Source organism: Mangrovicoccus algicola (genome assembly GCF_014903745.1).
Classification (GTDB): Bacteria; Pseudomonadota; Alphaproteobacteria; order Rhodobacterales; family Rhodobacteraceae; genus Mangrovicoccus; species Mangrovicoccus algicola.
The window spans coordinates 22,275-39,886 of record NZ_JACVXA010000048.1 but is presented as its reverse complement, the minus strand read 5'-3'; the positions used below and the strand labels follow the sequence as shown (position 1 = coordinate 39,886).

The 17,612-nt window shown below is 68.6% G+C and carries 10 protein-coding genes and 1 pseudogene; 5 read left to right on the top strand and 6 right to left on the bottom strand.

The window, feature by feature from the left end:
* Together ICN82_RS15010 and ICN82_RS15005 are read right to left on the bottom strand one after the other, a co-directional pair.
* A partial coding sequence (locus ICN82_RS15010) for an O-antigen ligase family protein (RefSeq protein WP_193184252.1) occupies positions 1–1,471 on the bottom strand: 1,471 nt, incomplete at its 3' end.
* A gap of 237 nt (positions 1,472–1,708) precedes the next feature.
* Positions 1,709–2,773 (bottom strand): glycosyltransferase family 2 protein, encoded by a 1,065-nt coding sequence (locus ICN82_RS15005; RefSeq protein WP_193184250.1) that lies wholly within the window; start codon positions 2,771–2,773, stop codon positions 1,709–1,711.
* Between the two features lie 138 nt (positions 2,774–2,911).
* Here ICN82_RS15005 and ICN82_RS15000 point away from each other — a divergent pair, with 138 nt between their 5' ends.
* Positions 2,912–3,799, top strand: a complete 888-nt coding sequence (locus tag ICN82_RS15000) for a glycosyltransferase family 2 protein (protein WP_193184249.1) — start codon at positions 2,912–2,914, stop codon at positions 3,797–3,799.
* Positions 3,800–3,812: 13 nt separating this feature from the next.
* On the opposite strand, the gene ICN82_RS14995 is transcribed toward ICN82_RS15000, so the two are convergent.
* Positions 3,813–5,051 carry a glycosyltransferase family 4 protein gene (locus tag ICN82_RS14995; protein ID WP_226898514.1) on the bottom strand — a complete coding sequence of 413 codons (1,239 nt, stop codon included), beginning with the start codon at positions 5,049–5,051 and terminating at the stop codon, positions 3,813–3,815.
* Between the two features lie 189 nt (positions 5,052–5,240).
* Positions 5,241–7,436 (bottom strand): right-handed parallel beta-helix repeat-containing protein, encoded by a 2,196-nt coding sequence (locus ICN82_RS14990; RefSeq protein ID WP_193184248.1) that lies wholly within the window; start codon positions 7,434–7,436, stop codon positions 5,241–5,243.
* A 249-nt stretch (positions 7,437–7,685) separates the two neighbouring features.
* Here ICN82_RS14990 and ICN82_RS14985 point away from each other — a divergent pair, with 249 nt between their 5' ends.
* A complete protein-coding gene (locus tag ICN82_RS14985) occupies positions 7,686–8,411 on the top strand; it encodes an SGNH/GDSL hydrolase family protein (RefSeq protein WP_193184247.1) in 726 nt (241 codons plus the stop codon).
* Positions 8,412–8,427: 16 nt separating this feature from the next.
* On the opposite strand, the gene ICN82_RS14980 is transcribed toward ICN82_RS14985, so the two are convergent.
* Positions 8,428–11,073, bottom strand: coding sequence for a hypothetical protein (locus ICN82_RS14980; protein ID WP_193184246.1), 2,646 nt, complete (start codon positions 11,071–11,073; stop codon positions 8,428–8,430).
* Positions 11,074–11,366: 293 nt separating this feature from the next.
* Between ICN82_RS14980 and ICN82_RS14975 the strand changes: the two genes are divergently transcribed.
* From ICN82_RS14975 to ICN82_RS14965, 3 genes and pseudogenes are all read left to right on the top strand, one after another.
* Positions 11,367–12,422, top strand: coding sequence for an endonuclease/exonuclease/phosphatase family protein (locus ICN82_RS14975; protein ID WP_193184245.1), 1,056 nt, complete (start codon positions 11,367–11,369; stop codon positions 12,420–12,422).
* Positions 12,423–12,586: 164 nt separating this feature from the next.
* A pseudogene (locus ICN82_RS14970) lies at positions 12,587–12,853 on the top strand (acyltransferase family protein); the annotation flags it as partial.
* Positions 12,854–12,967: 114 nt separating this feature from the next.
* A complete protein-coding gene (locus ICN82_RS14965) occupies positions 12,968–14,386 on the top strand; it encodes a mannose-1-phosphate guanylyltransferase/mannose-6-phosphate isomerase (RefSeq protein ID WP_193184241.1) in 1,419 nt (472 codons plus the stop codon).
* A gap of 58 nt (positions 14,387–14,444) precedes the next feature.
* Here the strand turns inward: ICN82_RS14965 and ICN82_RS14960 are convergent, their stop codons facing one another.
* Positions 14,445–17,330: a LamG-like jellyroll fold domain-containing protein gene (locus ICN82_RS14960; protein WP_193184239.1), complete on the bottom strand. Its 2,886-nt coding sequence runs from the start codon at positions 17,328–17,330 to the stop codon at positions 14,445–14,447.
* Positions 17,331–17,612: the final 282 nt, after the last annotated feature.

Genomic DNA, 17,612 nt, shown 5'->3' with positions numbered 1-17,612 from the left:
AGCGGCGCGCCGGAGGCGCGCGGTCCGCCCTGGCGGCGCGCCTGGCCGCCGCGCGCCCCGGGAAGCGCGTGAAGCGCGATCGCGGCGCCCTCTCCTCCTGCGCCTCGGGTTCCGCGGTCTCCGCGGTCTCCGCCACCGACGGGTCCGGTTCGGCGCGGATCAGCCAGGCGCAGGCGCCCATCATCAGCATGATCAGCGAATACTGGATGTTCCAGACCGCGACCGTCGCCATGCTGACATAGTAGGGCACCATGGCGAAGATCATCGCGTAGCGCAGGTCCGAGAGCATGGCATTGCCGCGGAAATCCTTCAGCCCCAGCTTGATCACCGGGTAGAAGGCCGCGCCCAGGAGCATCAGGAACCCCGGCCAGCCCCAGCGCATCGCCTGCAGCAGCCAGTGGTTGTCCACCGAGGGGATCATCCAGGCGGGGCGGATGTAGTCGGTGAACAGCCCCATGCCGAAGATCGGGTGGCGGGCCACCTCGGCACTGCCGTATTGGTAGATCAGGAAGCGGAACCATGCGGTCTCCTGGTCGAGCGCCACCAGCCGCGACAGCACCACGAAGGGCGGCCGTTCGGAATAGAAGATCAGGAAGACGTAGAAGGCGGCGAAGCCCCAGAGGAACAGCTTCCAGCGGGCGCCGATCCCGCGGAACATCCGGTTGTAGCACATCAGCCCGATCTGCATCATGACATTCATCCATCCCCCCGCCGAGAGCGCGAAGAAGCTGCCGCCGAGACTGCCGCCGAGCCAGCGCAGCCGCCCGGCCTTGCCCGTCACCGGCTTGCGGCCATGCGGCAGAACCAGCCAGCCCAGCGAGAAGGCCATCGCCGAGGTGATGCCGTAGAGGATCGGGTGCGGCGTCGCGGTCTGGGCGCGCAGCATGCCGAAGCGCGGCGGATAGGACAGGGTCGAGCGGTGATGCGGTTCCGCCAGAGGCAGCTTCTGCGCGATGTCGTTGAGCAGCATGATGCCGCGCAGGCTTTCCAGCGCCGCGAAGGGCAGCAGGATCAGCAGAACGGTCAGCAGACAGCGCGTGAAGAAGACCAGGTCGTCCTTGTTGCGGATCGCCGCCCGCCCCAGCATGTAGCCGCCGACGATGTCGATGAATTGCGAGAAGACATAGACCGGCATGCCTGCGCCCTGGCCGTTGACCACCATGCAGACCGGCATCCACAGCATGTGCCCCAGCACCAGGAAATCGGGCAGGATGAACCCGCCATAGCGTCCCGAGATCCAGTTCAGCCCCAGCGGCACCAGCATGATCATCAGCAGCACCCGGTAGGGCGCCATGATGAAGCCGCCGAAATTGAACAGGTAGGGCTGGGTGATCGAGAAGACGAAGAGACCCAGCACGAAGGGCATCGATAGGCTCTCGCTCAGTCCCGGCGCCGGCCGGTCCTGCCGCGCGGCGCGGGGCCGGTTGCGCGATCCGGCCGGAAGGCGGCGCCCGGCGCGCAGCGTCGTCATCGGAGGATCCCGCATCCGCGGCGGGCGCGGGATGGCGGGCCTGGGAGGCGGTCGGGCGGGGACATGGGGGCCGGAAAACCTCGCTGCGGGGCCGCGCCGGGACGGGACGCAGCGGTGAATATGGAAGGACATGGCCGCGGCCCTGCCCCGGTCCAGCATAGGGAGAGCGCCGCGCCGGGCTCAAGGGGCAGGCATGTCGCATTGGATAATCCGGATGTCATCCGGCCCCGCGGCGGATCATGCCCCGAAGGCGATCCGGCAGGCCTCGGGGCCCAGCCGGTCGCGCACCGCCTGCGGCGGGTTCAGCCCGAAGGCCCCGCGCAGCACCGCCGCCGCCGCCTGCGGGCTGCGGTCGCGGATCAGGCAGCGCGCGGCATAGGCCAGGCTGTAGCCGTATCCCGTCAGCCGCGCGCCGGGCAGAAAGCGGCGCAGGAACATCATGCGCCCCCGGTGCTTGAAATACAGCGAGAAGGGCGAGGCCAGCTTGGCCAGGGTCGGCGATCCGATCGCCGTCCCGGCGAGGTGGTAGACCCGCAGCCCCGCGCAATAGTCGAGCGGCAGCGCGCCGCGGCGCATCGCCCAGTCCACCTCCTCGTAATAGAGGAAATACTCCTCGCGCATCGGGCCCACCGCCTCGTAGAAGGCGCGGCTGGCAATCACGTTGGCGCCCATGATGAAATCCATCTCCTGCGCCCGCGCGGGCGGGGTGGCGGCATGGGAGGCGCCGAGCCCGCAATTGACGGTGACGCCGGTGCGCCGGTTCACCCGCCCGCCGCCGTCGATCTGGATCATGTCGGGCGGATCGAGATAGGTCACGCGCCCGCCCATCAGCCCGTAGGGCGCGCCGGTCTCCAGCCGGGCCTTCAGCGCCGCCAGCGATTCGGGCGGCACGACGCTGTCGGGATTGAGCACCCAGAAATGGGCGATCCCGGGCATCTGCGCCAGATAGGCCAGCCCGGCATTCACCCCCCCGGCAAAGCCGCGATTGGCCCCGGTGCGGATCAGCGCCAGCGGCGCCTCGGGCCGGGGCGCCATGCCGGGACCGCCCTCGGCCAGGCCCGGCGGCGCCGCCAGCGGCGGGATCGCGAAAGGCAGCGCCTCGGCAGGGCAGGGCAGGGCCGTGCCCGCGGCCCAGTCCGCCAGCCGCGCCACCGTGTCGTCGGTGGAGGCATTGTCGACCACCACCACGCGCAGGCCGAGCCCGGCGGCGGCGGCCGCGCCCATCACCGAGGCGGCGCAGTCGACGACCTCCTGGCCGGAATTGAAGGCGACGATCACGACACCGACGGATGCTGTTTCCATTCCTGCCCCCTTGCAGCTGCCGCGCCCGGCCGGATCCCGGGGGCGTCGGCGACATCATGGCGGCTTTGCCCGTGCGGAGGGATTTGACAGATTGACCCTGTGCGCAACCCCGCCGCGGCGGCCCAGTCCGAGATTGTGATGCCCGATCCCCTTTCCGAGGCCCTGCCCGAGCTGGCCGTCGTCATTCCCCATTACAACGACCTCGCGCGGCTGGAGAAATGCCTGGGCGCCCTGGCCCCGCAGGCGGCGGCGGCGGGGGCGCGGGTGGAAACCGTCGTGGCCGACAATGACAGCCCCGCCGATCTGGAACCGCTGCGCGCCGCCCATCCCTGGGCGCGATTCGTCACCGAGCCGCAGAAGGGCGCGGCGGCGGCGCGCAATCGCGGCGTGGCCGAGACCACCGCGCCCTTCCTCGCCTTCCTCGACAGCGATTGCGTGCCCGGGCCCGACTGGCTGGCGACGGCGCTGCGGCTTTCGGGCGGCGCGGCGGTGACGGGGGGGCGCATCGACACGTTCGACGAGACCCCGCCGCCGCGCTCGGGGGCGGAGGCCTTCGAGACGGTCTTCGCCTTCTGGCAGCGCAGCTATGTCGAGCAGAAGGGGTTTTCGGTGACCGCCAACCTCCTGACATCGCGGGCGGTCTTCGAGGAGACCGGGCCGATGGTCGTGGGGCTGTCGGAGGACATGGACTGGTGCTTCCGCGCCCGGGCGAAGGGCCATGCGCTGGTCTATCGCGACGAGCTGGCAGTGTCGCATCCGACCCGGCAGGACTGGCCCGCGCTGGCCAAGAAATGGCGGCGCACCACGCTGGAGGGGTTCCACCTCAACGGCACCTCGGCGTCGGGCCGGGCGAAATGGGCGCTCAGGGCGGTGGCCGTCGCGGCATCGGGGCCGCTGCACCTGCCGAAGGTGCTGGGCGCGGAGCGCCTGTCGGGGCAGGAGAAGCTGCGCGGCGCGGGCACGCTGCTGCGTCTGCGCGCGGCGCGGGCGGGCTGGATGCTGGGCCAGGCGCTGCGCGGCGCCTGACCCTGCCGGGGCCTCAGCCCTTCGCGCGCTGGTAGGCGGCGATCAGCGTGTCGACCTGGTAATCCCAGCTCAGCTCGGTCTCCACCCGGTTGCGGCCGATGCGGCCCATCTCGGCCGCGCGCAGAGGATCGTCGATCAGCGACAGGATCTTGGCGGCCATGTCGGTGGTGTTGTTGGGCTCGGCATAGAGCGAGGCATCTTCCGCCGAATAGCGCCCCTCGGTCACCTCGAATTGCACGATCGGCTTGGAAAACGCCATGTATTCCAAGATCTTGTTCATGGTCGACTTGTCGTTCATCGGGTTCACGCGGTCCGGATTGACGCAGACATCCGCGGAACTGAGCACCTCGAAGAGAACATCGTCGGGGGCGCGGCCGGTGAAGGTGACGTGATCCTGCAGCCCCAGCTTCGCGGCCAGCGCCTTCAGGTCCTCGAGCGCCGGCCCGCCGCCGACCAGCACGAACTGGAGGTTGCGGCCGCGGTCGAAGACGATCTCCCGCGCCGATTCCAGCAGCAGGTCGATCCCCTCCTGGTCGCCCATCACGCCGACATAGCCCACCATCGCGTCGCAGCCGTTCTTCCAGTCCGGGTTGGGCGGCATCACGTGCAGCCGGTTCAGGTCGGGCCCCGAGCGCACGACGAAGATGTCCTCGGATTTCTTCTTGCCGCGCTCCATCGCGATCTGGCGGTAGGAGCGGTTGGTGGAGATGACCACATCGGCGGTCCAGAAATTGAGCCGCTCGAACAGCACCATCAGCCGCCAGAAAAACCCGCGCTTGTTGAATTTCGCCTCGTAGAGCTCGGGATTGATGTCGTGGTGATCGAAGATGTAGCGCTTGCCCAGAAGCTTGAACTGCCAGGCGATGAGGAAGATCAGGTCCGGCGGGTTGCAGCCCTGGATCGTGTCGAATCCGTGCTTGCGCAGGATCTTCCAGGCCAGTCGCGTCTCGTGGAACAGCGCCGCGCCGTATTCCAGCAGATAGCCCGAGGCCCCCTTGGCATCCAGCGGCAGCCGGTGGCGGTAGATATGGACGCCGTCGATTTCCTCGTAGGGCGCCTCGTAGCCCTTGCCGGTGGGACAGATCACCGCCACCTGCGCCCCCGCCGCGGTCAGGGTGCGGCTCTCGTGCCAGACCCGCCGGTCGAAGGGCAGGGGCAGGTTCTCGACGATGATGAGGATCTTGCGGCCCGCAAGAGGCTTCTCGGTGCGCGCGGCGTCGAGCCTTGGCATCTCGGTGACCTGGCCATCCATGGCGGGTGCTCCTGTAATCGGGTCAATTGCTGCAATATCGCCCCCCTTATCGCGGCAGCCGCCCGGCCTTGCCATGAGGCCTTGTGACCCGCATCGCGTCTTTCGCGCCGCCGGCAGGCGAATGGCGGCGCGAAAGACGTTTTTTTGATCGCTGCGCCGCCGCGATGGTCACGCGGCGGGCGGGGATGGTCAGATCAGCTCGAAGCCCGCGATCTGGAAGCTGTGGCCGGTGCCGTCGGCCAGCGACAGGTAGCCGCCGCCGGTCCCGTCATTGACATAGGTCATCGCCCCCGAATCGAGGATTTCCTGCAGGTCGGCGATGCTGCGGATCTTGGCCGAGCTGCCATTGCCGCCGATCCACAGGTCGTTGTCGGGATCGGTGTCGTTGGTGAACAGCTCCTCGATATCGGTGACGATGAGGATCTCGTCTCCCTCGGAGAAATCGAGATCCAGGACCAGGTCGTCCTCGGCAGAAGACGGGCGCAGGTCGAAGATGAACCGGTCCGCCCCGGCACCGCCGACGAAGACGTCATGGCCGTTGCGCCCGCTGAGGATGTCATCCCCGGCGCCGGCATCGATGAAACTGCCGCCCGAGCTGGCCCAGAGCGTCTCCCCCTCATCCGTGCCGGTCACCACGGAGGTCATCCCGTAATCGGCCGGATCGAAGGTTTCGCGGGTATCGTCATCCGCCGACGGGCGCGAGGCCTCGACGCTGCCCGGGCTTTCGGGAAGGCTTTCCACCGGCGCGGCGGGAACCTCGCCGGTCAGGTCCGAGGGCGAGATGCCGGCGATCTGCATGGTCGGTCCGCTGTCATCCGCGAGGCTCAGCAGGCCGCCGCCCATTCCGTCGCTCTCGTAGCTGAGCGCGCCCGCCTCGACGAGTGCCAGGAGGCCGTCGAGGCTGAGGATGCGCAGGGCCGCGCCATCCTGCAGGACCAGCGCGTCCTCGCTCAGATCGGAATAGGGGGTGAAGTATCCCACGTCTGCCGCCGACAGCAGAAGCTTGTCGCCCTCGGAGAAATCGAGATCGAGGATCAGGTCCGGCAGCGTCCCTTCAGCCACGGCCACGCTGTACTGGAAGATGTCCGCCCCGTCTCCGCCGAAGAGGATATCCATGCCATGGCGGGCGATCAGCACGTCATTGTTCGCGCTGCCGATCACGAATCCTCCCGCCATGTCGGCCCGGATCGTCCCGCCCGTCTCGGGCGCATCGACGGTTTCCAGCCCCTGCAGCGTCGCGCTCAGCACCTGCGAATACAGCACCGACAACCCGGATTCGCGCCAATAGCTGCCGCTCTCCGCATCGCTGGAGAGGATGACATTGCCGTCGAATGCGAGATTGTCCGCCGCCGTTGCCTCTTCGGAGGAATTGAAGATGCCGTAACTGTCGACGACGGTATTGTCCTTGATCACGATGTTGACCCCGTCCGGGGCACGGATCGTCGGCAGCCGGTTGGCGCTTTCGGGATCGGTGGTGTTGGGCATCAGGATGTTGTCCGCGATCAGCGCACCGTCGACATCGCCGAGGCTTATGCCGTGGATCTGGCCGTTGATGATCAGGTTGCCAGTGACGGTGAAATTCGTGGCGGTCACCCCCTCCGCGGCCCCGTCGAGATGGCCGAAGATGGTCTGGGTGGAACTGCCCGCCTCTGCGAGGAAGGTATTGCCGGTGATGGTGATGTCATGCACCCCGGTCGTCGAATTGGCGCCCCAGTACTGGATCATGTCGGGATGATCGTGGATCGTGGTGTCGTAGCGGGCATCGTCCATTCCCAGCCAGGGCGTGAAATTCTGGAACAGGCTGTCGGAAATGGTCAGGCCGGTGGTCTCGTAGAAATTGATCCCCTCGCGCACGGCCTCGATCGTCAGCCCGGTCAGCAGGACATCGCTGCTTTCGCCGATATAGGCGGCCAGTTTCAGATCCTCGAAGGTGGAGTCGCTGATCGTCACATTTTCCGAATCGTGGATGCGCAACCCGCGCTGGAATCCGTACCCTTCGATGACATCGCTGCGGGTCGTGTCGGCGGCATCGGGATCCGCGCCTTCACCTTCCGCAGGGATATAGCCGGTGAAGGCAAGGTTCGACATGCTGACATTTTCGCACCCGTTGAAGAAGAGAAGCGGCGAAGTGTCATCGATGCTGTCGGAGTGGAAGGCCACATTGTCCAGCACGAGGCCATCGACGCGGACGAACGTGACCGGGTCGGTGAAAGTTGCGGGATTCGCGGGGTCTTGGGACGTGATCGTAATTGCAGGATCGAAATCAAGATCTTTTATGAAGAGGGAGTCATATTCCCCGGGAGCAAGAAGAATGGTCTCTCCGCCCGAGGCTTGTTTCAGAATCTGGGACAGTTCAGCGGTGTTGTTGACGACGATTTCACTCATGTACTCGTTACCTTCTACGTTCACTCAGGACAGGTCTGGAGACCCCGCAGACTGCGGGGGGATTGGGGTTCGGAAAGGTCGGGAAAATGAAAACAGAGACTTGCGGAACCGAATCCGTACATCTCGAATATACTTATTGTTATTCACGATAGGATACAATTGGCACACAAACAGCCATATTGTTTATCCGAAAGGATATAGTGGCATTTTTGCAACAAATGCCGCCCGCCAGCCCGTGCCGGTGGCGCCATGAAACGGGAATGGCGCCGTTTCGCCGTGCTGGCCGGATTGGTTCTGGGGATGCTGGCCGGGCTGGTGGCGGGCTGGAAACTGCAGACGCCGCCTCCGCCGGGCGACCGGCCGATCGCCCCCCTGAGCCTGTCCGCGATGCCGGAGCGGCCGGTACGGATCGTCGCTTTCGGATCGAGCCTTACCCGGTCCTCGCCCTGGCCGGTCGAGCTTGAGGGCGAACTCGCCGATTGTCTGGATCACCCGGTGGAGGTCCTGCGCATCGCCCGCAGCGGGGCGGGCAGCGCCTGGGGTCTGCAAGCGGTCAACGAAGTGGTCGCGGCCGGGCCGGACCTGGTGCTGGTCGAATTCGCGATCAATGATGCCGATCTGCTGGACGGGGTGTCGCTGCGCCGGGGCAAGGCCCAGCATGCGGCGCTGATCGCGCGGTTGCAGGAGACGGTGGCCCCGGGGCATGTCGTGCTGCTGACCATGAACCCCGTCGGCGGGCTCCATGCGGCATTGCGGGCGCCCCTGGCGCGCCACTATGCCCAGCTGGGAGAGCTGGCGGACCGTCACGGCGCGGCACTGGCCGATCTCTACGGCGACTGGATGGCGCGCCCGGCGGCGCAGCGGCGGTTTGCCGACGGGCTCCATCCGGCGCCGCACCAGGTCCGGCAGGTCGTCCTCCCGGGCCTGGTGCGGCGCATCGGCATGGCGGCGGGACGCGCCTGCATGCCGGGATGAGCCCGCGCCGGGATCGCTATTGCGCGGCGCCGTCGCGATACCAGACGAAGGGATGCGGGCCGGCCTTGGCCGTCGCCATGGCCGCTGCGGCATCGCCCTCGATCTGCTTGTAGGGGGCGGTGGCCGGGGCGGCGCCGTCGGGGCTGTAGGCGCTCCAGATCGTGATGCTCTCCACCGCGGCATGAAGCAGGCCGGCCCCGTTGCTGAGCCCCAGCAGCCGCAGCGGATAGGCGCCCGACCAGCTGCCGCCCGCGCCGGACTCCTGCCCCGCGACCCGGATGCCGTCGACATAGACGCCGAAGGCGCCGACCGCGGGATCGGCTGTGATCACGAATTCGCGCATCGCCCCGGCATAGGGAACCGGCGAGGCGACATCGGCCGCGATCCCGCCGGGGCCGAACTTGTAGCGCAGCCCGTCGCCGTTGATCAGCGAGAGCTTCAGTTCCGCGGGTCCGGTCGGCAGCCGCAGCAGCGCCTCCTCGCCGGTCCCGGCGGGGGTGGCGGAGAGGCGGAACCTGGCGGTGATCGGGGTCGTGGCCCCCCAGTTCGCCGAGTCGTAGATCGCCGTCGTGCCGTCAGTGGCGAATTGCGGGGCCGCCGCCAGGTCTGGGGCGATCTCGCCCTGCTCGGGCATCGGGCGAAGCGGGATGCCCTCCACATCTTCGACCATGCCGGTGACGACCGGCAGGTTCATCCAGATCCGGTCGAAGAGGTCGGCCTGGATCACGTCGGCATCCGCGAGGCCCGGCACCGAATGGATCCCCGAGGCGCCGCCGCGCAGGAAGTCGATCCGCGTGTTGCCGGTGAAGCTGCCGCCATTGGGATAGACCCGGATGCGCCCGTCGGCGATGACCGCGTTCTGCGCCGCATCGCCATCGATCTCGAACCCGGCGACTTCGGCGCGATGCGGCAGCTCGGCGCCGCCGATGGCCGCCTGGCTGGCGGAGGCCGTCCCCGCAAGCGTCCGCGGAATCGCCGCTTCGCCGCGCGCCAGCCGTGTGGTGGTGATCGGGGGGATGGTGCCGTCCGCCGCCTCGAACCAGAATTCCGCATAGCTGCCCGAGGGCTCCCAATAGGCCCGGTTCAGCCGCGGCACGTCGCGGGCCTGCGCGGCCTCGGGACCGATCCCCAGCCCGTAGAGGGCGGCCAGCGCGGTGAAGCGCGCCCGGCGTGGCGCGCCGTCGGAGGAAAAGCGGGAGGGATGCGCGACATCGACCCAGCCATCCGCCGCGGCGCGATCGGGGCTGCGCGAGGATCCGGTCGCCTGGAAGCCGTTCTCGTAGGACACCATCTCGGGCCCGACCACGTCGATCACGCTGGGCAGCCCGTCATCGGCGAGGTTGCGGATCGAGATGCGCGTGTCCTGCTTGGTCGCGTTCGCCTGGGTCAGCTCGAACCGGTGCGGCCCGTAGAAATAGGCCTTGGTCCTGTCCGGGTCGAGAAGGCCGAGGCCGCGGCCGGTCAGGTCGAAGAACAGGTGATCATAGGGGCGGCCATTCAGCGCGTCCTGGCCCGGCACGTAATCGGCGCCGCCCTGCTCGGGCGCGTAGCGTCCGGTGAACAGCGGATAGAGCCGCTGCCGGTAGCCGTCATTGGTGGTCGCGGGCGCGGCGGTCCAGGTCGACATCAGAAGCCCCGGCTCCGCCCCGTAGCTGCGCAGCAGCTCCACCGCCCCCGCGAAGCTGTCGGTCCAGTCGCGGTCGGACTGCTCGCTTGCCGCCGCGGCGGGATCGTCGCTGGCGAGGTTCCAGTAGCTGGTGCCCGCGACCGAGGCATCCACCAGCAGGAACCGGTCGCCCGGCGCATTTGCGGCGAGGAAATTCGACAGCGCCGCCATCGACGAGGTGCGCGGCGTGGCCGTGGTGACCGCCATGATCCCGTTGGCCGCGTAGGCGCCTTCGCTGGCCGTGGCCGCGTAGCCGCCATCGGTGCGATGGGTCATGACATGCAGCGCGGCGGGATCGGCGACCGGCTCGGGCGTGCCGCCGTCGAGCGAGGGGCCGAACATGTAGGCTTCCTCCGACTGGCCGATCAGCACGATGACATGGCCGATCATGATGTCCTCCGCGCCGCGGACCGCCGGTTCGGGGGATCCGGCCACCCGCACCTCTGCCCGAAGGCTGTGGGGGCTGCGCGCCACGCCGGCATAGCTGCCGCTCCACCGCCCGCCCTGCGCCGTTCCGAGCGCGCTCCAGGGGCTCACCTCGGCGCCGGTATCGGCGCGCACGAGACGGCCCTCGATGACCGCGCCATCGGCGGCATCCGTATCCCCGGCAAGCGGCAGCGTCGCGGCATTGCGGCCGAAGGCGGCGCCGCTGTCGAAGAAGGCGGGCGCCACGGGCATCGCATCGAGCATCGCCTGCCCTCCCGAGGGGACGGCCGCCGCGGCGGTCAGCGTCACCTCCTGGCTGTCGGTGCGGGTGCCGCCCGAGGTCACCGAAACCCGCAGCACCGCGCCCGCGCTTTCCCCCGCCGTGTCGTAGAGCGTCGAGCGGGCCCCGCTGATCGCCGTGCCGTTGCGGTACCACTGGATGTTGTAGGTGATGGGACTGGTGCCGCTGATCTGCATCCCGGCTGCCTGCAGGACCGAGCCGACCGTGGCGCTGCCAGCGATGGTGAGTGTGGGCATGCTGCCCATTCCAAGTGCGATCATCAGTGCCATCAGCCGAATTCCCCTTCGGATCCATTGCATCGGAACATCTCGGAGGCGCATCCTAGCGGAGCGGCGCGGAGTGTTGCCGACGGGGGCGGCCCGGTGGCCGCTGCGGAAAGGAAGGCTCAACATTCTTTAACGACTCCTCGCGGGACGACCGGGGCATGGCCCGGCTGGGGAAGGGCGACGGCCGAGCCTAGACCAGATCGGCACCCGTTGCAGAGCGCCGGCGCATATGTCTCACTGACGCAGGCGGCGCGCCGCGGCTAGGATCGGGTGATCGCCGTCCAGAGTATCCGCCCGTGCCCCATCCGCAGACATCCCGGCGCCGCGACTGGTGGCGCGGTGCGCTCGCGCTGCCCGCGCTCGGCGCGGCGGCCTGCGTCGCCAGCGCCGAATACTGGCCCGATCTGCCCTTTCTGGGCCCGGTTGCCCGCATGAGCGAAAGCGCCGCACCGCATCTGGCGGTGCTGACCCTGGTGCTGTGCCTGCTCATCGCGGCGCTGGGGGGGCGCCGATTCGCGCTTTGCGTGGCGCTGGCGACCGCGGTCGGGCTGGGGTCCGGCGCGATACGCCACCTGCAGCGCGCGGCCCCGCTCCATCCCGGGGCCGAGCCGGTGATGCAGCTGCTGTGGTACAACATGCTCCACACCAACCCGCTGTCGCCCGCCCGGCTGGTCGAGGCGCTGGCCGCCAGCCCGGCCGACGTGATCGTGCTGACCGAGGCCACGCCGCTGCAGGGATCGCGCGCGCTGCTGGAGACGCGGTTTCCCGTCGTTCTGGGCTGCGGCGGGCGGCGCTGCGACATCATGATCCTGCTGCGGGACCCGGCCATCGGGGCGCAGCTGCTGCGGATGCCCAGCACCGGCACCGAGCGCCTGGCGGCGCTGCGCCTGCCGCTGCCGGACGGAGAAGAGCTTCACGTCGCTGCCGTCCACATGCTCAAGCCGTGGTATTACGGGCTGAGCGCCTCGGATCAGTGGATGGTGACGCATCAAGCGGCCACCGCCCCGGGACCGCTGGTCGTGGTCGGCGATTTCAACGCCGCGCCCTGGAGCAAGCGGCTGCGCAAGATCACCACCCGCTGCGGGCTCGACGCCCCGCGGCGGCCGGTGGCGACCTGGCCCGCGCGGCTCGGGGGGGCGGGCATCCCGATCGACCTGCCCCTGACCCGCGGCGGCGCGGTCCTGCGCAGCGCGTCCGCCTGGGGCGGGGCGGCGCTCGGGTCCAACCATCGCGGGCTGCTCCTGGATATCGGATACCTGCCCGGAAACGGGTCTCCGCCGCCGGAGGGCTGCACCGTGCCCGCGGCGCTGCGCGCGCCGCTCAACCTGCCTGCCGCCCCGCCCGGTCCCTGACCGCGCCCGGGGCCGCGCCGGGGCGCGCGGGACAAATGGTCCCTGATCCGGGCCCGTCTTCGGCCGTGACAGGGCCCGGCAAACCGTCCTAGGATGACGCAACGTTATTTCGACTGCGCTTTTTCACCTGCCTTCTTTTCCGATCCCTGCCTTTCCGGTGCCAAATGCATTATCGTGCTGATATCGACGGCTTGCGGACCCTTGCGGTCATTCCCGTTTTCCTCTTCCATGCCGGGCCGGGCCTTCCCGGCGGCTATGTCGGGGTCGACGTGTTCTTCGTCATCTCGGGCGTCCTGATCACCACGATCCTGTGGGAGGACATGAAGGCCGGAACCTATTCCATCGTCACCTTCTACGAGAGACGCATCCGGCGGATCTTCGACATGCGGCGCCGTGACTTCGCTGACGACGCCCTGAGCCTATTGGCGGCGGAGGCGGGCTGATTTGATCGCGTCGATGCGGCACCTGGCTGCACTGCGCGACGGAACCCGCGCTGCTAGGTCTTGTGACAGGTTTCAGTCGTTCCATTGAAGGATACCAGTAGCATGATACATCCTGTCATCCTCTGCGGCGGGTCGGGGACCCGGCTGTGGCCCCTGTCGCGCAAGGATTATCCCAAGCAGTTCACGCGAATCCTGGGCGATGAAACGCTGTTCCAGTCCAGCCTGAGGCGATTCACCGGCAAGGATTTCGCCGCGCCCGTGCTGATGGCCCATGCCGATTTCCGCTTTCTCGCCGCCGAGCAGGCCGCCGGGCTGGGCATCGCCGAGGCCGCGCTTCTGCTGGAACCCGAGGCGCGCAACACCGCCCCGGCGATCCTCTCCGCCGCGCTCTATCTCGAGGCACGGGGCGCGGGGGCCGAGGTGATGATCGTGGCGCCCTCCGATCACGTCATCCGCGACACGGACGCCTTCCTCGCCGCGGTCGGGGCCGGGGCCGAGGCGGCGGCGGCGGGCAAGCTCGTCACCTTCGGCATCACCCCCGACCGGGCCGAGACCGGCTATGGCTATCTGGAGATGACCGATGCCCCGGCCCCGGGGATCGTCCAGCCGGTGCGCCGCTTCGTCGAGAAGCCCGATGCCGCCACCGCCGCCGGGATGCTGGAGGCGGGCACCTATCTGTGGAATGCCGGGATCTTCATGTTCCGCGCCGACACGCTGATCGCCGCCTTCGAGGCCCATGCCCCCGCCATGCTGCCCCCCGCGCGCGCCGCGCTGGCGGAGGCGCGGCCGGATCTGGGATTCCTGCGCCTCGATGCCGGCGCCTATGCCGACATGCCCGAGGACAGCATCGATTACGCGATCATGGAGAAGGCCGCCGACGTGGTGGCGGTGCCGGTCTCCTGCGGCTGGTCGGATCTGGGCGCCTGGGACGCGGTCTGGCGCGAGATGGGACCGGATGCGGCGGGGGTCTCCCTGTCGGGCGAGGTGACGCAGATCGGTTGCCGCGACGCGCTGCTGCGCTCGGAGGAGGACGGCCCGCGCGTGGTGGGGGTCAATCTCGACGGGATCGCCGTGGTGGCGATGCGCGACGCGGTGCTGGTGGCGGACAAGTCGGACCTGCAGGCGGTCAAGGCGGCGGTGACCGCGCTCAAGGCGGAGGGCGCGCCCGAGGCCGAGACTCTGCCGCGCACCTACCGGCCCTGGGGCTGGTACGAGACCCTGGCGCTGGCCGACCGTTTCCAAGTCAAACAGATCATGGTGCCGCCGGGCAAGAAGCTGTCGCTGCAGTCGCATCACCACCGCGCCGAGCACTGGATCGTGGTCAAGGGCACCGCCACGGTGACGATCGACGACGAGGTGAAGCTGGTGACGGAGAACGAGTCCGTTTACATCCCGCTGGGCGCCATTCACCGTCTGGAGAACCCCGGCAAGGTCAATCTGCACCTCATCGAGGTGCAGACCGGGGCCTATCTGGGCGAGGATGACATCGTGCGCTACGAGGATATCTACAACCGCGCATGACGCCGCGCCCGACGGGCAGGCCGGGAGACGGGGCACCGTCTCCCGGGCAGGACGGGGATCAGCCGGCGAAGGCCCAGTCCCCGGCCGCGAGTGCCGCGGCCGTCTCGAAGCTCTGCGCCGACAGCTCCTCCTCGATCTGCAGGTCGATCGCCATGTCCTCGAGGAAGCCGCCGAAGGCCCTGGCGCCGTATTGCCCGCCGATCACAAGCGACGAGCCGATGCCGGGCTCCAGTCCGCCTGCCACGGTGCTGGCTGCCAGGACGATGTCGTCCACCGCCAGTTCCAGCAGGTCCCCGGCATCGAAGCGCAGCGACACTTCGTGGCTCTCGCCGTCGCCGATCCCGGCGCCCTTGGTGACCAGCCGGTGCCAGATCCCGTCGGTGGTCTTCAGCCGCAGATCGACCTCGCCCGCATCGGAGACCCCGAGGACGAAGGACCGGTCGAGCCGCACCACCTCGCCGCCCATGGCGCCGGTCTCGGTCGGATCGAGCCGCAGCGTCACGTCGAGGCGGAATTCCTCCGCATCGATCATCGGCTGCAGGTCGCTGCGCTGGATGCGGATCAGCGCGTCCAGGTCGCGCAGATCGACCGCGCCGGGATCCAGATCGGCCAGGATCTCGGTCTCGCCGTAGGAGACGCGCAGGAAATCGCCCGCCGCCGCGTCGAACGCGATCAGGTCCGAACCCGCGACGCCGACCGTGTAATCGGTGGTGGCCACGGAGCCGTCGCTGCCGCTGACGGTCAGCGTGACCCTGTGATAGCCGGGCACGTCGAATTCATGCACCGCAGACAGCCCCTGCGCCTGGCTGCCATCGCCGAAATCCCACAGGAAATCATAGCCCGCGGGGGTCGCCTCCGCCAGCGCCAGCGCGACGGCGGGCGCGTCCTGCAGGCCGCCCGGTTCCAGCACCAGCGCCAGGTCCTCGAGAAGCCCGGCAAAGGGTGTGGCGCCGTATTGCCCGCCGATGACCATGCGCTCGGAAACGCCATGCGACATCTCTCCCGCGATCACCGCCGTGGCCAGGACCGTGCCGTCGACGCTGATGCCGATCTCGTGATTCTCTTCATAGAAGACCGAAACGGCGTGCATTGCCCCGTCCGCGATCCCCGCCCCCGAGGTCTTCAGCACGTGCCATGTCCCGTCCTCGGTCTTCAGCCTGAAATCCAGCTCGCCCTTCTCGGTCACGTAGATGCGGAAGGCCCGGTCCAGCCGCATCACTTCGCCCGCGATTCCTCCGGTCGCGGCCGGATCGCGACCCAGCATCATGTCGATGCGGAAGGCGTCTGCATCCAGCAGCGGGTCCAGCATCTCGCGCAGGACGCCCGGGGCCGTCTCCAGCCCTCGGAGCGCCATGGCCCCCGGCGCGAAATCGGCCACCACCCGCTCTTCCGCCTCCGTGCGCAGGATCAGATCGCCCTGCGCCGCGTCGAAGCGCAGCATCTCCTGTTCCTGTTCCTGTTCCTGTTCCTGTTCCGCTTCCTGTTCCGCCGCGGGCCCGGCCACGCGGAGCTCGGGCAGCGACGAGTCTTCGGCATCGAAGACGAACCGGTCGGCATCCCCGGTCGCGCCGACCGCGATCCGCGCGATCAGCACATCGGAGGCCTCCACGCTGCTGGCGTAAAGATGTGGCGAGCCCGCCCCGGCCAGGCTTGCCGGGCTTGCCGGATCAAGCAGGAACTTGCCGGGATTGCCCCCCAGCGCCCCGGCGATCCCGGGGAAATGCGCGGCGTAATAGCCCGGCGCGTCCGGGTCGGTGCTCTGCAGCAGGAAATTGCCGCCCGTCTGCCAGTGATCCGGCAGGTTCAGAATGGCTGGCGAGCCCGCGATATTGCCGGTGACCACCGCATCGGTGCTGTTGCGGTCGAGCCGGATGGTCGGCGGGAAGGAATTCTCCGTGTCCCAGAAGGCATGCAGGATCGTGTTGTTGCGCACCACCAGCCCATCGGTCAGCCCGACCACGATGCCGTTGGCGCGGTCATTGATGTACATGTTGTCTTCGATCGTGATGTTGCGCCACGGCACGTCATCGTGGTTCGTCAGGAAGATGCCCTGCGCGCCGGTGCCGGAGCCCTGGTCCATCAGGTTGCCGCGGATGACCAGGTTCTCGCAGGGGCTGCGCGCGCCGCCGCCGTTGATCTGGAAGAAATCCGGATGGTCGCCGCTGCCGGCCTTGGCCCCTTCGGGCAGCGGATAGCCGTCGGTGTCGTGAAGGTAGTTGTTCTCGAACAGCGCATCGGTGAGGCGGCCGAATTCGATCGCGTCCTCGCGCATGTGGTGGATCTCGTTGCCGGAGACCACGACGTCGCGGATGTCGCTGAGCTGGAGGTTGTCCTTGAAGCCGCGCAGCTCGCTGTCGAGGATGCGGATCGTCTCGCACTGCTCGAAGCGCAGCCCGGTGGCGTTGCCGTAGCCGTCCTTCTCGTCGCCGCGGCCATGGGCGCGGTCACCGTCGACCAGCGCGTTGCGGACGGTGATCTCGCTGCAGCCGGTGAAGCGGAACGGCCGGTAGAATTCCGCATCCCCCGGGGTATAGGTGTAGTCGAAGGTGACCCCGTCGAAGGTGATCCCGGAGACATTGCGGAATTGCACGGTGGAGAACACCGCCGGATCCGCGGGGTCGGACAGGAGCGTCACGCGGCCCGCATAGTCAGCCAGCGCGAAGTCACCGTAATTCCCGCCTTCCAGCCGGATCACGGTGCCTTGCACCGCCGTGGCCAGCGCGGCGGCCAGGCCGGCGGCGTCCGAAACGGTGATCTGGGCAGGCGATGCCGGGTCGGCCGACGGGGCAGGGGCGCCGGGCAGAGGCGCGGCCACCGTAGCGGTCGAAATGGCGGTCCCGGCAGGGGCGGAGGCGACCTGCGCCTCCGCGATGCCCAGCGGCTGAAGGACGGCATCCGCGGCACCGGCAAGATCGCCGGCCGGACCGGCCTCGGGCGCCGGCACGGCCGCCCCGGCGGCAGGCAGGAGCGCTGCAGGAGCGATCCCGGTCCCGGCGGCCTCGGCCGACACCGGAGGCGCAATAGCCCCGGCCGTGTCTTCGATGATGGTTCCGGATACGAGAGGAGTGACCGGGTCTGCTGACAGACCCGCGACTTCGGTAATGATTGCGGACATCCGCGACTTCCTTGGCGCTGTGCCGCAGCTGGTCCAAAGGACCGGTGCAGCAGGCGCCCCCACGGATATAGCCTATAGCGTCCGAATCTTAACCGGGGACAAATACCACTT